At 50.6% G+C, this 13,080-nt stretch carries 12 protein-coding genes and 2 pseudogenes; 9 read left to right on the forward strand and 5 right to left on the reverse strand.

Annotated features, from left to right (window positions below):
• Positions 1-8 precede the first annotated feature (8 nt).
• The gene (locus JMJ16_RS49535; protein ID WP_201393727.1) at positions 9-392 is read left to right on the forward strand and encodes a hypothetical protein; all 384 of its coding nucleotides are present in this window, start codon (positions 9-11) and stop codon (positions 390-392) included.
• An 8-nt stretch (positions 393-400) separates the two neighbouring features.
• Here JMJ16_RS49535 and JMJ16_RS56325 read toward each other — a convergent pair whose 3' ends face one another.
• Positions 401-799: a transposase gene (locus JMJ16_RS56325; protein ID WP_255553327.1), complete on the reverse strand. Its 399-nt coding sequence runs from the start codon at positions 797-799 to the stop codon at positions 401-403.
• A gap of 220 nt (positions 800-1,019) precedes the next feature.
• On the opposite strand from JMJ16_RS56325, the gene JMJ16_RS49545 reads away from it, so the two are divergent.
• The gene (locus JMJ16_RS49545) at positions 1,020-1,430 is read left to right on the forward strand and encodes a hypothetical protein (protein WP_201393729.1); all 411 of its coding nucleotides are present in this window, start codon (positions 1,020-1,022) and stop codon (positions 1,428-1,430) included.
• A gap of 328 nt (positions 1,431-1,758) precedes the next feature.
• Here JMJ16_RS49545 and JMJ16_RS49550 read toward each other — a convergent pair.
• Positions 1,759-2,425 (reverse strand): annotated as a pseudogene (locus JMJ16_RS49550) (IS6 family transposase).
• Between the two features lie 588 nt (positions 2,426-3,013).
• Positions 3,014-3,814 carry a hypothetical protein gene (locus JMJ16_RS49555; RefSeq protein WP_201393731.1) on the reverse strand — a complete coding sequence of 267 codons (801 nt, stop codon included), beginning with the start codon at positions 3,812-3,814 and terminating at the stop codon, positions 3,014-3,016.
• A 127-nt stretch (positions 3,815-3,941) separates the two neighbouring features.
• Between JMJ16_RS49555 and JMJ16_RS56330 the strand changes: the two genes are divergently transcribed.
• Together JMJ16_RS56330 and JMJ16_RS49565 are read left to right on the forward strand one after the other, a co-directional pair.
• Complete coding sequence (locus JMJ16_RS56330) at positions 3,942-4,067, forward strand: hypothetical protein (RefSeq protein WP_255553328.1); 126 nt, start codon at positions 3,942-3,944, stop codon at positions 4,065-4,067.
• 84 nt (positions 4,068-4,151) lie between these two features.
• Positions 4,152-5,267 carry an NAD(P)H-binding protein gene (locus JMJ16_RS49565; protein ID WP_236602139.1) on the forward strand — a complete coding sequence of 372 codons (1,116 nt, stop codon included), beginning with the start codon at positions 4,152-4,154 and terminating at the stop codon, positions 5,265-5,267.
• 462 nt (positions 5,268-5,729) lie between these two features.
• Here the strand turns inward: JMJ16_RS49565 and JMJ16_RS49570 are convergent, their stop codons facing one another.
• On the reverse strand, positions 5,730-6,176 hold the full coding sequence (locus JMJ16_RS49570) for an Rrf2 family transcriptional regulator (protein WP_236602093.1): 447 nt from the start codon (positions 6,174-6,176) through the stop codon (positions 5,730-5,732).
• A gap of 172 nt (positions 6,177-6,348) precedes the next feature.
• Here JMJ16_RS49570 and JMJ16_RS49575 point away from each other — a divergent pair, with 172 nt between their 5' ends.
• The 4 genes from JMJ16_RS49575 (at position 6,349) to JMJ16_RS49585 (ending at position 11,184) form a co-directional block, all read left to right on the forward strand.
• Entirely contained in the window at positions 6,349-7,299 is a 951-nt protein-coding gene (locus JMJ16_RS49575; RefSeq protein WP_201393745.1) for an NADP-dependent oxidoreductase, read from the forward strand.
• A gap of 726 nt (positions 7,300-8,025) precedes the next feature.
• Entirely contained in the window at positions 8,026-9,804 is a 1,779-nt protein-coding gene (gene ltrA / locus JMJ16_RS49580; protein ID WP_201393747.1) for a group II intron reverse transcriptase/maturase, read from the forward strand.
• A 300-nt stretch (positions 9,805-10,104) separates the two neighbouring features.
• The gene (locus JMJ16_RS56335) at positions 10,105-10,239 is read left to right on the forward strand and encodes a hypothetical protein (protein ID WP_255553329.1); all 135 of its coding nucleotides are present in this window, start codon (positions 10,105-10,107) and stop codon (positions 10,237-10,239) included.
• 165 nt (positions 10,240-10,404) lie between these two features.
• Positions 10,405-11,184: an SDR family NAD(P)-dependent oxidoreductase gene (locus JMJ16_RS49585; protein WP_201393749.1), complete on the forward strand. Its 780-nt coding sequence runs from the start codon at positions 10,405-10,407 to the stop codon at positions 11,182-11,184.
• A gap of 20 nt (positions 11,185-11,204) precedes the next feature.
• Here the strand turns inward: JMJ16_RS49585 and JMJ16_RS49590 are convergent, their stop codons facing one another.
• The gene (locus JMJ16_RS49590) at positions 11,205-11,489 is read right to left on the reverse strand and encodes a hypothetical protein (protein WP_201393751.1); all 285 of its coding nucleotides are present in this window, start codon (positions 11,487-11,489) and stop codon (positions 11,205-11,207) included.
• A gap of 353 nt (positions 11,490-11,842) precedes the next feature.
• Between JMJ16_RS49590 and JMJ16_RS49595 the strand changes: the two are divergent.
• A pseudogene (locus tag JMJ16_RS49595) lies at positions 11,843-12,560 on the forward strand (IS6 family transposase).
• Positions 12,561-13,080: the final 520 nt, after the last annotated feature.

The raw sequence follows: 13,080 nt of genomic DNA on the forward strand, positions 1-13,080 counted from the left end.
TTCATATTTTGGCTCGCGGAATCGGCGAGCTGCGGATTGTGGGTAAGAAAGGAACATATGCAATGCAAGGTAATAATTCCAATGTACCACTACTCAGGCTGACGGACTTACCCAGGATGGGCCATCTGCTGCTGATGGGCCATAGACCACCCATCGACAGGGTGCTTCTTGAGCTTTGTAAGCCCATGACCCTTAGCCTCTTCATGACCGTGTTCGATTTCACTCCCCAGAAGCTCTTAGAGAGAAGCTATAAGATTTGTCAAGCTCTGTACAAGGAAGACAAAAAAGTCTTTGGGCTGAGAAAAAAAGATAACCCCTTTGCGCTTCAGAGCAACGTCCTGAAGCGTTCTGCAAGCGAATCCCTTGGCGTGGGAGCAGTGCAGGCTAGTTAGCCGGCCAACTAGCCTGCACTGCTCCCACAGACCTTGTTGGGATCATATTTCTCCTCCTCATGCATGAGGAAGTGAGCAGCCACTGCCAGCATCTTGCGCATGACGGCCATAAGGGCCGAGTCCGTCTTGAGGCCGCGCGCCACCTGGCGCTGATAGTACACGCCGAAGGTCGAGTCTTCCCGATGAATGCTCCGCAGAGCAGTCATGTAGAGAACTCGCCGTAACAAGCCACTGCCGCGTTTGGAAAGTTTGGCTTTGCCTTTCCACAGACCGCTCTCTTTGAGGAACAGAGCAATAACGGTACTTTGTGGACTCGGGAAATCGCGTCTGGTATTAGATGTATATCCTGAGCAATTTAAGCACAGATTGCTCTCACTTGATGGGTTTAAAAAGGAGCAAAATCCCAAACCAACGAAGTACCGATAATGCTGCGTTCCTCATTGATTGAATAAAACGCTGAATCAAGGTTTAGAACCAATGCAGGCATGTTTTATCCATAGACTCTGCCTGGCAGTAATGATAGCGCCAATGAGGAACGTAGCAATAAGGGGCTGTTTATAATCATTGTATTATTGCTTGCTGATTTTTACGATACCGTTAAGCATTTGGACAGAACGGATAGGTACAATGAAACACCAAACTGTAGAAAACTTCCTCCGATTTCTCCCGAAGACACTCCAAAGATTGCTTGTTTTAGCTGCTATCGTAACAGTAGTAGCGATTTCTTTTGCTATCACCCTCGGTTCAGTAGCGCATGCTCAAGGACCAACAGATAACGAAAGTAGAGGTGGAGGCGATTCGTGCTATCAGAAGGGCTACTCAAAAGGCTATGACCTAGGCCATATAGTGGGCCGTTTGGACAGTGGTAGCACCTATTCACCAGAGGTGTCTATGGAGCAGTGGAATGTCAATCTGTCCCTCGCCAAAATGCATGGTGTTATTACAGGCGATTGCTCTTCATCGCGCTATGAGAAGGGCTTCCGTGCAGGCTATCCGGCAGGTTATAACCGAGGCTACTATGAGCTCACTCCTAGATAACCTGGCCTTTTTTGTATTGTGATATGCACATTTTACGCTTTATGAGAGGAGTGATGGGTAAAGTATTGGCTGTGTTGCAAAAATCTTGGACGGAAGCAACAGGCAGAGAATTGTTAATCATATGCCACCTGCCAGAGTCATCGCAAAAACTAGCTTGAGCTGACTCGCGGATACATCGCAAACGATGAGCTGTAACGTGCGCGCCTGGGCAAGGTCGTGATTACCATTGTTCGGGTGGTAAGGGTAGGGTCGTTCATAGCAAAAAAGGCTGTGTTGCAAAGATTCACGAGGGAAGACGATAGGTGTGCAGTCTCGTTTCTTGTCGTGCTTAGGCGATTCGTCCAAACAGGCTGGCAATGAAGGAAATCTGTCCAATGAGGTTCCCTTTTTTTATCCCCTGAATCTGTCCCTTACGAATCATGTGCATACTCTCATAGCCCTGTAATGTGTTCCATGCTGTTTGAAACGAAAAGAAGCCCAATCCCGGTTTCACCAGCCGTTTGATGAAGCGGTGGTCTTGTTCGACTACGTTGTTGAGATACTTGCTCTGTCGGAGTTCACACGAAGCGGCAAGCTTCCCTGCTGCTTTCATTTCCTTGAGGACTTTGGGATAGGCTGCGTTTTTATCGACCGTAATGACACGCGGAGTCACGGTGTGGGAAGCATGGAGCGCTTTTGCGAAAAAAACGTTTGGCTGCCTGGGCATCGCGGGTAGCACTCAACAGGAACTCCAGGGTGCTTCCCTGGCTATCGACTGCGCGGTAGAGATACATCCACTCCCCTTTGACTTTTACGTAGGTCTCATCGACGCGCCACGAGTCGGTCATCCTTTTGAGATGAGACTGACAGTGCTTCTCAAGCTCAGGAGCATAGCGTTGCACTCAACGGTAAATGGTGGTGTGATCGACGCAGAGTCCTCGTTCTCGCATGAGTTCTTCGAGGTCGCGGTAACTGAGGGCGTACCGCAAATACCATCTCACACAGACAAGGATGATTTCGGCCTCGAAGTGACGGGTCTGTCAGAACTCAGAACACAGTCAGAGCATGGATGAAAGGTTTCCCCACTTTTCCTCTAAAACAGCGCTCATATACTTGTGTTTTCCCCACCAGCTGCTCGTTTTGCAAGAGGCATTCCCCACTTTCTGGGGACATTTCTCGCCGTGTCCTGAGTTCTGACAGATCCACTGGCGTCTATTCCTGTTATCAGCGTCTGGAATAGACGTGGTTTGCTCGATCGGATACGTGCGCGAGTTGCAGGAGGAACGATCATTGTGTATAAGCCCTTCACCGAAAAGAAAATGCTCGCTGCCATCGACCGGATCGTCGAAACGTACGTGCTCAAGGAAGACGTACGTTCTGAGTGATGGGAGAATGGTTGAATAGGCGGTGAAAACGTCGCGCCTGGCCCGGAGAGGGGATACAATGAGAAAAAACGGAAAGTACGACGAGCTCACTGGCTAAGATTTATCGGATAGTTGGGTAATTGCGTTGAATGATCGCATTGAACATGTTGGGCTGAGGGCAATCGCGTCGAACATTCGTACGTGGTGATAGATTACGAGAAAAAGAGGCGAAAGTAAAAATCAGGGCATGTTCATGGACATAGAGATTATTTCGATAAACATCCAGCACATCATGCCACTCATGAGAGTCTGGGCCAGAAGTGTGCCACATTGAAGCCAATCTATCTTTGTCATCTGAAGATGTTGAGCAGTTTCCCGGCTCTGGAAAAAGGTGACGAGTGCGAAAGAGACAAAAAAGATGGTACTGGTATAGATCGCTGGCGGTGTCATGCTCAATGCCATATTGCTCATGCAGAGAAACATAAAGCACATCCCTATATGCATTAGCACATGGATCATTGTAGACTGGATCGTGCGGTGCTCGCCATTGTAATCCAGGAGGAAGGAGAGAAGAGGCTTTCGCGCGAGCAGGCGGAACATCCAGAGCAGCGATGTGAGTGCAAACAGGATGATCGTGCAGTAGTGAATGAGAACAGATGGGAGCCAGCCCGCGCACATGAATGTCATACCAAGAGCCATCATTGTATGTCCCACTTCGCTTCCTGCATCAAAGTGACTCAGCCATCGGCGACCGCCGATGCAGCGAAAGAAGGAAAAAAATGAGATGAGAGCACTGAGAAACAAAAAGATCGTGTGGAGCGGACTGAGGACTATCATGGTGACAACTTCCTTTCTATACGAATCAGGGGAATGAAGCGAGAGCAGATGCATTTCGAATGCTTGTAAATGTTTGGCGAGATACGTTTCCGAGACCCCCTGGTATTCCGCCAACACCTTTGTAGGAAGCACCGCCTCTTCAGGCAGTCCCGCTGGCATCGAGGCGCAATGGATCCCCCACTCAACCCCTTCACTTAACTTCACTAAGAGGACCTTCTTTTCTTTGTCTGCATTATACCTCGTATCCTTGACAAACTTTATCCTGGATTATACACTATTCTCGTTAGTAAATCCAGGGCAAAAAATATCCTGGATAGAAAAGGAGAGAGGAATGAAAGCTATTGGCATTCTTTCTGAAAACATTGATGGTCCCGAACGACCCCAATCAGTCAGTCATGAAGAGAGTGCAGTTTTCGCCCTCTCGGCGCTCACCGCCTGGCAGGCACTCTCAGAATAGAAGGAAAGGACTACGATACACTATGGCAAATGTTCTTGTTACGGGAGGAACCGGCGAACTGGGTCGTCTGGTCGTCGCTCAATTATTGGCCCATCAACATACGCCTCGGGTTTTGAGCCGTCAGACGCATCTCGATCTTCCGGAGGGGCCGAGTCCGTCTATGGCGAGCTTACATCGGGAACCGGGCTACGCGAGGCAGTTGAAGGAGTAGATGCCATCATTCACTGTGCCAGTTCGCCTCAAGAAGCGCTGGCGACTGATATTGGTGGAACGCGTATGCTCGTTCATGCCGCCCGCGAGGCCGGATCACCTCATTTCATCTATGTTTCTATCGTTGGCATTGATCATGCACAATCTGGTTACTACCAGGCGAAGTATGAAGCTGAACGCATTGTGATGCAATCGCAGCTTCCCTGGTCTATCGTGCGTGCAACCCAGTTTCATAGCCTGGTTCTGCACCTCATCCAGTCGCTTGGCATTGAGAGGTTGAACGTGATCCCCGTTCCGCCCAATGTGCGTTTGCAGACCATCGCAACTGGCGAAGTTGCAGAGCGCCTGCTTGCTCTGGCCGAAGGAGGCGCGACGGGGCAGGTCGAGGATATGGGAGGCCCACAGGTTCTCACCCTCGAAGAGATGATCCAGACCTATCTCCACGTGCGAGGCAGGGAGGTACGCATGCGCGCTGTAGACCTGCCCAACTCCCTGTTTGCAACTTTTAGCTCCAGCGAGCGTCAGCATTCTGCCCCTGCTGTGGGTAAACAGACCTGGGAGGAGTTCATGCGTTACTGGTGTCATGAGAGGGATGACTACCCTGTCCCGAAGTCACAAAGTCCAGTGCTGCTAGAGAAAACGGTGCAGGTTCACGATCCAGTACAGGTAAGTGTAATCGAGGTGGCGATGGAGCCCGGCGCATACACGACCCCACCTCATCGTCATCCAGGGCCTATCTTTGGCTACGTCGTAGAAGGCAGTGTCCTCTTTGAGATGCGTGGGCATACACCCACGGTCTATCAGCAGGGGGATACCTTCTATGAGCCGGATGGATGCATTCATCTGCTCGCCAACAATCCCAGCCCGTCTGGCAAGGCTGTACTTGTCGCGGTTCTACTCGGTGAGCCCGGTCAGCCTATCCTGACACCCGTACAGTTGCAGGCAGGTACCAATGACCCTGTAGACGGTCGTCACGGCTCCTGCTCCTGAATTTACACTGGCATCGTGCGTTACCACCTCCCCGAGGCAGGCGACGCACGAACGCAGCACTATTTTTATTGAGCAGGTTGTTTACCAATGACTCTTGCCAGGAGAAAACATCGACAACGCATGCTACGAGTGCTATTGTGAGCACAGGTTGAGTGGTTTTTGCCAGCCAATAGGAGAAAGTTAGCACAGATACGTATGATGGACCCTCATTTATGGGACCATTATAACGACAGGGTGTAGAGGCGCTCCAGCGCATTTAGCAGCAGCATCTGGTATAGCGCAAAAAGAGAGGCTGCACTCCATAATTGCAGGCTCTCACCCCATTGACGCTACCAGAGTAGCGCGTTCATACATCTATCGAAATGCAAAGTTGCAAGCACGGATATACTGGTTCCCGGCCTCGCCTTGCCGCTCCACGAAATGCGCGTGCCATTAGTTTTGATGAAAAAGATGCGTTGCCTTCTATCTCCGGATCACCTTCTCCATATAGGCGTTGATCAGAGCTTTTTTTTCAGATGTTAGTGTTGTTTTATACGGTCGGATAACACTGGCAAGGGTTTGCGCCTGCAGTGCATCACGCCAGGCTTTATTCGCTTCAAGCATAGCCATATGGATAGGGCAGAGGGTATCAAACTCGCTCTGGGAACAGGGGATGGGACTGCGCTGGCGGATCTCTGTACAGCGGAAAAGAGGCTCTTTCCCTTCAATAGCGTCAACAATATCCAACAGGGTCAATTCCTCCAGCTTTTTCAGTAGATAGACACCGCCCTTCGGACCTGGCACTGAGCCAATAATCCCCGCATTCTTTAATGCTTGTAAATGCTTGGCGAGATACGTTTCCGAGACCCCATGGTATTTCGCCAACACCTTTGTAGGAAGCACCGCTCCTTCAGGCAGGTCCGCCAGCATCGAGGCGCAGTGGATCCCCCACTCAACCCCTTCACTTAACTTCATTAAGAGAACCTCGTTTCCTTTGTCTTCATTATACTCTATATTCTTGACAAATTGTATCCTGGATTATACACTATTCTTGTTAGTGAATCCAGGATAAAAAATAACCTGGACAGAAAAGGAGAGGCGAATGAAAGCTATTGGCATTCTGTCTGAAAACATTGGCGGTCCCGAGCTTTTGGAAGTGGTAGAGATTGCAAAACCGGTACCCGCTGCCGGGGAAGTGCTCTTGAGCGTGAAAGCTGCGGCTTTAACACCTGATGAACTTACATGGCCGGAAACATGGTACAACCATGGAGATAGCGCCCAGCCACGATCACGCCCTATTATCCCCGGCCACGAGGTTTCCGGGGTTATTGAAGCAGTTGGTGAAGAAGTGACAGCGTTTCAAGTAGGCGATGAAGTCTATGGGCTTCCCCACTTTAATCGCGATGGTGCCTGGGCTGAATATGCCATTGTCACTCCCGATCGGATTGCCCGACGACCCCGATCAGTCAGTCATAACGAGAGTGCAGCTCTCGCCCTCTCGGCGCTCACCGCCTGGCAAGCCCTCTTCAAGAAGGGGAATCTGCAAGCGGGACAGCGTATTCTCATCCACGGGGCCGCTGGGGGGGTTGGTAACTATGCCGTCCAGCTCGCTCATTGGAAAGGCGCATACGTGATCGCTGTGGCTTCTGGACAGCATCGTGAGACTCTACTCGGCCTCGGTGCTGATGAAGTGATCGATTATATCACGACCAACGTTGCTGAAGCAGTGAGTGATATCGACTTTATCTTCGATGTGGTGGGAGCCTCGGTGATTGAAGCGAGCTTCAAATTGCTCAAACCAGAGGGGACCTATGTAGGGATTGCCAGCAACGCCTATAATCTGGTGGGTAAATATGCTGAGCAGTACCAAAAGAAAGGAATCTGGTTCATCGTTGAAGCCGACACCAATGATCTTACCCAGCTTGCTCGCCTCACCGATGAAGGGCATCTAAAACCACGGATCGAGAAAGTGTACCCTCTGGAACAAGCTCGTCAAGCCTACGAGCGCCTCTTAGAAGGTCATCTGCGCGGGAAAATAGTTCTGAGTGTCTAGAACAGACGCAAGCATTGTTTGGTCATCTGGGTGAAAGTTGCGCCTTACACAATCTTAGGGATAAGTTCTTCAATACGAACCTGGTTCTATGGATATCGTGCTCAAAGAAAGAGATGCCTCGTTCAGATAAGCTCATCCTTCACCAAGAGTGTATAAGAACGTGCGAATCGTTTCCTCGAAACAGGTAAAATCACCTGAGGATGAGGAGGAAGGAAAACATCCTTTACAACTTGAGAATCGAAGTTGGGCGCAATTCCCAACCTCGTGTGAACCGAGAAATGCATTCTCCCCAGGGTAGCGACTGACCATCAATCCTTGAAGCGGGAGAAAAACCGAGGACGTTCAGAACCCACCTGAGCCACCTTTGGAAGCAGGTCGTCATGGCTAGCGCAAGCGAAGGTCTTGTGAGGCATCGTTAACAATAACAAGCTTACGTGGGTTATCAGCTTGCCCAAAATGGGAAAGGATAAGGGCCTGGCACGCGTTCTTGTGACCAGGGTTCACCCCACAAACCCCCGGTGTAGAGGACCAGCCTACCGCGACGCAAAACGATTCTCAGGAACGAGATAACTAGCCATCTCTTCTCAGCAAAGCTGAGCAGGTGTCAACCACATAGCATGGCTAGAAGGATTCCACAAGAAGCAAAAGCTGAGGGTAATGCCTCAGATACGCTGACGTGTGGACGATGGTTTGGACGATAGAGGTTCAAGTAGGAGTCCAGATGTTATGAACACGGAACAAAAGCCGATGTATGAATGGAATACCTTACCGTGGCGTGTCATCGAACGGTCGGTATTTAAGCTCCAAAAGCGCATCTATCAAGCCTCACAGGCAGGTGACACTGATCGCGTCCACAAACTGCAACGACTTTTACTGTCTTCCTGGTCCGCGAAATGTTTAACAGTCCGTCGGGTAACCCAGGACAATCAGGGCAAGAAAACGGCTGGAGTAGATGGGATAAAATCCCTCACGCCTCAACAGCGTATACATTTGATTCAGAGACTGCGTGTTGACCTGAAAACCGATCCGGTGCGACGGGTCTGGATTCCCAAACCCAATAACCCGGCGGAAAAACGGGGACTAGGCATTCCCACGCTGTTCAATCGAGCAGCACAAATGCTTGCGAAACTCGCCCTGGAACCTGAATGGGAAGCCAAATTCGAGTCAAATAGCTATGGGTTTCGACCGGGACGTTCCTGTCATGACGCGATCCAAGCGATCTATGGCAGTATCAACCAGAAGCCCAAGTATGTGCTCGATGCGGACATTGCGCACTGTTTTGACCAGATTGATCAATCAGCTCTCCTTGCCAAACTCCACACCTTTCCACTCCTGCGGCGCGTCATCAAAACATGGCTCAAAGCCGGAGTCATGGAAAATGGAGCCTGGTTCCCAACAGAGAAAGGAACCCCACAAGGAGGCGTGTGTTCCCCGCTGCTGGCAAACATTGCCCTCCACGGGTTAGAAGAAGCACTCACAGCCGCATTTCCCTCGACCCATCACGGAGAACGCTGGAAACCGACTGTGGTTCGCTACGCTGACGACTTTGTGGTACTCCATCCTGAGAAAACAGCGATAGAGCAGATACAACAGCTTGCTCAAAACTGGCTCACAGGGATGGGATTGACCTTGAAGGCGAGCAAAACACATATCACGCATATGTTGTCTCCCGATGAAGGTCAAGTGGGTTTCGACTTCCTTGGCTTTCATATTCAACAATTTCCTGTAAGCAAAATGCATGCAGGAAAAACGCATGATGGAAAGCTCCTCGGCTTCAAGACCATCATTACCCCCAGCGCCACCACCGTAAAACGACATCAACAGGCCATCAAAGAGCGGATCAAACGGGATCAAGCCCTGCCACAAGCAGTGCTGATTACCCATCTCAATCTCCTCATTAGAGGATGGGCAAGATATTACGCTCCGGTCTGTGCCAAACGCTGTTACGGGCAGATGGATACCTATCTGTTCCAACAACTGTGGCATTGGAGTAAACGGCGTCATCCCAACAAATCAGGGAAGTGGAGGGCCAAGGCATACTGGCATCCCGAGAAGGGAAGATGGCAATTTGCGACGGAACAGGGAGCATTGACACTGCACCGCATGACGCCGATCAAACGACATGTAAAGGTCCAAGCCAAGAAAAGTCCATTCGATGGCGATTGGATCTATTGGACGAAACGGCAAGGCACGCATCCCGAAACGCCCCCAAAGATGGCTTACCTTCTGAAGAGGCAGCAAGGGAAGTGCGCCTGGTGCAACCTCTACTTGAAAGACGGAGATCAGTTGGAAATTGATCATCGCCTCCCTCGCGTTCATGGAGGGACAGATGGGTATGCGAATCTCCAACTCATGCATCGCCACTGTCACGATCAGAAAACAGCCACCGACGGTTTTTCGACGAAAGGTACTTTTGACAAAAGCCAAATCATTGAGGAGCCGGATGACGCTAACGGGTCACGTCCGGTTCTGAAGCCGAGCGGCGGGGGCAACCCCGTCGCTTAGGTTAACCGCCTGCTTCATCATGTAGAGGTGATTGCGGTCAGCGGGAAGTCTTTCAGGATAAAAGATCGTACCGTGAAAAGCGAAAGCAGCAGCAGCAGCAAAGGATCTGCCAGAACTCAGGACACGGCGAGAAATGTCCCCAGAAAGTGGGGAATGCCTCTTGCAAAACGAGCAGCTGGTGGGGAAAACACAAGTATATGAGCGCTGTTTTAGAGGAAAAGTGGGGAAACCTTTCATCCATGCTCTGACTGTGTTCTGAGTTCTGACAGATCCGCCTATATCAACGAAGACCCGCTCTACTTGCAAGCCACTGGATTCGTCTTGCAACCCGATGGCACCATTGCTGTCTCTGTCTCTTCCAGTGACGCGATTGGTCGTCTTGTTGCTGCCGACACCATCAATTTCATCAAATATATGCAGCATCAGAACTACTAACAACAGGGAGGAGCGTACTCTCACATGTGCCCTCATGCCCATTGATATGAAAAAACGCCTAAACGTCTATATGTCCTATGTACGTCGTATCTTCCTGGTCATATCCAGATGACGCTGGAAGAACTGACGATGTTCGCTTTTGAGCGATAACGAAGGGATTGCATCATGAACGAGTTCCAGGGAAAAGTTGCCTTGGTAACAGGTGGCGGACGTGGTATTGGACGTGCTATCGCGCTTGCATTAGCGCAAGCGGGCTGTGATGTTGCAGTGCTAGCGCGTACTCATGGAGAGATCAAGCAGGTCGCCGCCGAAATACAAGCAACAGGGCAGCGGAGCTTTGCAATCAGGAGTGACCTCTCGGATGGCAAAGCGATAACTCACGCAATCGCAGCCATCACGAAAGAGCTTGGTCCAATCGCTATTCTGGTCAACAATGCAGGGGTCGTCGAGCCAATTGGCTCCATTCAAACGGTTGATCCTGATGCATGGGCGCAAGCCATCGACATCAATCTCATCGGAGCGTTTCGTTGGATGCGTGCCTGTCTCCCGATGATGCTTGAACGCGGTTGGGGACGTATCATCAACATTTCGACAGGGGCCGCGACTGGAACCGGGATGGAGAACAGTAGTGCGTACTCGACAAGCAAAGCAGGGCTTGAGATGCTTACTCGCAATAGTGCGGCTGAGTTACGAGGGAAAGGCGTGACAGTGAATGCCGTTCGTCCAGGCACCGTTGATACGGCGATGCAGGCGCATATTCGTGGCCTACCGATAGAACAAGTCGGGCAGCAAATCCATAACCGTTTCAAAGGCTTGTATGAGCAAGGCACATTGCTTGAGCCATCTCAACCGGCGCGTCTCGTCGTCAATCTGCTCCGGGGAGAGAGTACCGGTGAGATTGTCAGTATCTACGACCAACGAGGGCAAGAACTGCTCAAGCAGTAAGTACGAAAGGGCGTTTGCACCTACTCCAATAAATAGAGTTTGCCGGCTTTGATCCGGACGAGGCCAACCCTCTTCGGCCCGGTGCCTTTCGTTTGGGAACGATAGCGGACCATCTCCCGAGGTTGCACCGCCTCGGGAGATAGTGGCACAACCCAGCTGGGATCAATCCAGGGAACCTCAATGTGATAACGAGTCGAGGGTCGAATCAGACCCAGATCTCGCCCCAAGCGTACAGCATAGGTTCTGTCAGAGCTCAGGATACGAAAAAGTTTATCAGGGTGCGTGGATGCGTCTCTCTCACTCATCGGCCTATGAAGCAGCTTGTAGCAATACCTGTAAAGCTATGAATCGCTGGAGAAAATTTTGCCGTTATTCCCGCAGCGAGGCTGGTTTTCCTCTTGTGCAAGAGAAGCGAAAATAATTGCGTAGTTCTTCAAACGCACGACAAAAACGAGCGAGTGCTGCGATGCGGGTAGAAACGGCTTCCAAGTTGGACTCATCCTGAAATCATCAAAAGTTCGGGAGATCCAATAAGTCGTGGCGAGGTTTCGAGCGTATGTGCAAAACTCTTGATTTCATGATCAAGCATACCACCTTTCGGTATTGTCAAGTTGATGAAGCTACCCACAAAAGCTGAAGAGCATGATAGAATACCCTCATGAAAAAGAGCGTCTCATCTTCACCCTACAAAGGGTATCGCTTTGCGCCCGTGATTATCAGTCATTGCGTGTGGTTGTACTTCCGTTTTTCGCTCAGTTTCCGTGATGTCGAAGAACTCATGGCCGAGCGTGGAGTGGTGCTCACCTTCGAAACCGTCCGTCAGTGGTGCCTCAACGTTGGCCAAATGGATGCCAATGAGCTGAGGCATCGCCGCGCAAAGCCGGGAGACACGTGGCATCTGGATGAGGTGTTTTTGACGATCAAGGGCAAAAGACAGTATCTGTGGCGTGCGGTTGATCAACATGGCAACGTGCTCGATATTCTGGTACAGAGTCGACGCAACAAACAAGCGGGAAAGCCAGTTCTTTCGCAAGCTCTTAAAGGGACTCAAGTACGCGCCTCGCGTCATCATCACTGACAAGCTGCCCAGCTATGCTGCAGCTAAGAAGGAAATCCTGCCCAGCGTCGAGCATCGACAACACAAAGGCCTGAACAATCGAGCTGAGAATTCGCATCAGCCCACCAGACAACGTGAACGAACCATGCGACGTTTCACATCTCCTGGTCACGCTCAGCGCTTCCTCTCGGCCTTTGGCCCCATTTCCGATCATTTCCGACCCCGAAGGCATCATCTCAACGCCTCAGAGTATCGTGCGCTTCTACAGGAACGATTTGAGATCTGGAATGAGGTTACCACCGAAAAATCAGCTGCATAATGGGCCTTTTCTCCAGTTCCCACCTCCTCTTGTTCTCTCAGCAAGCGTTTTCTCGCTACTTCAAACATTAACTTGACAATACCCTCCACTCCTCATAGTCCCCTCTTTTTATCATTCGGAGCCATTTGGTCACCTTTTCATTTATCAACAACAGGCGGCGACTCGTACACACGGCGATGTCGACGACCAGGTCCGCCCACTCTGGCGGAAACAACAGGGAGAGCGCTCGCTCCACCAGCGCATCAGGATCCTTGAGCAACACCTGCTACTTCAACCGTTCCTGTGTCACCCCCCTGCTGTAAATTTCCTCCCATGAAGTGAGCAAATTTACATGCATGCTGCTTCGGAAAGTGGGGGATGAGTATATATTTTCTCATTCACTTCTATTCGAATACATTGCAGAATTAGGGTGATAGAATCCCGGTAAGGGGATCCTATCACTCTTCTCCTCTTTGCAAAAGTCATCTTCTAAAAATCTTCTCCTCTGCGTCTAGAGAGATGGAAGCCCTGCAGACGACAG

It is taken from the genome of Ktedonobacter sp. SOSP1-52 (genome assembly GCF_016587395.1).

What these genes read in the sequence shown, in the direction of transcription:
- JMJ16_RS56330 (WP_255553328.1), top strand. Translation starts at nt 3,942, where the DNA reads ATGAAAGCTATTGGCATTCTTTCTGAAAACATTGATGGTCCCGAACGA.
- JMJ16_RS49585 (WP_201393749.1), top strand. Translation starts at nt 10,405, where the DNA reads ATGAACGAGTTCCAGGGAAAAGTTGCCTTGGTAACAGGTGGCGGACGT.
- ltrA (WP_201393747.1), top strand. Translation starts at nt 8,026, where the DNA reads ATGAACACGGAACAAAAGCCGATGTATGAATGGAATACCTTACCGTGG.
- JMJ16_RS49545 (WP_201393729.1), top strand. Translation starts at nt 1,020, where the DNA reads ATGAAACACCAAACTGTAGAAAACTTCCTCCGATTTCTCCCGAAGACA.
- JMJ16_RS49570 (WP_236602093.1), bottom strand. Translation starts at nt 6,176, where the DNA reads ATGCTGGCGGACCTGCCTGAAGGAGCGGTGCTTCCTACAAAGGTGTTG.
- JMJ16_RS49590 (WP_201393751.1), bottom strand. Translation starts at nt 11,489, where the DNA reads ATGAGTGAGAGAGACGCATCCACGCACCCTGATAAACTTTTTCGTATC.
- JMJ16_RS49575 (WP_201393745.1), top strand. Translation starts at nt 6,349, where the DNA reads ATGAAAGCTATTGGCATTCTGTCTGAAAACATTGGCGGTCCCGAGCTT.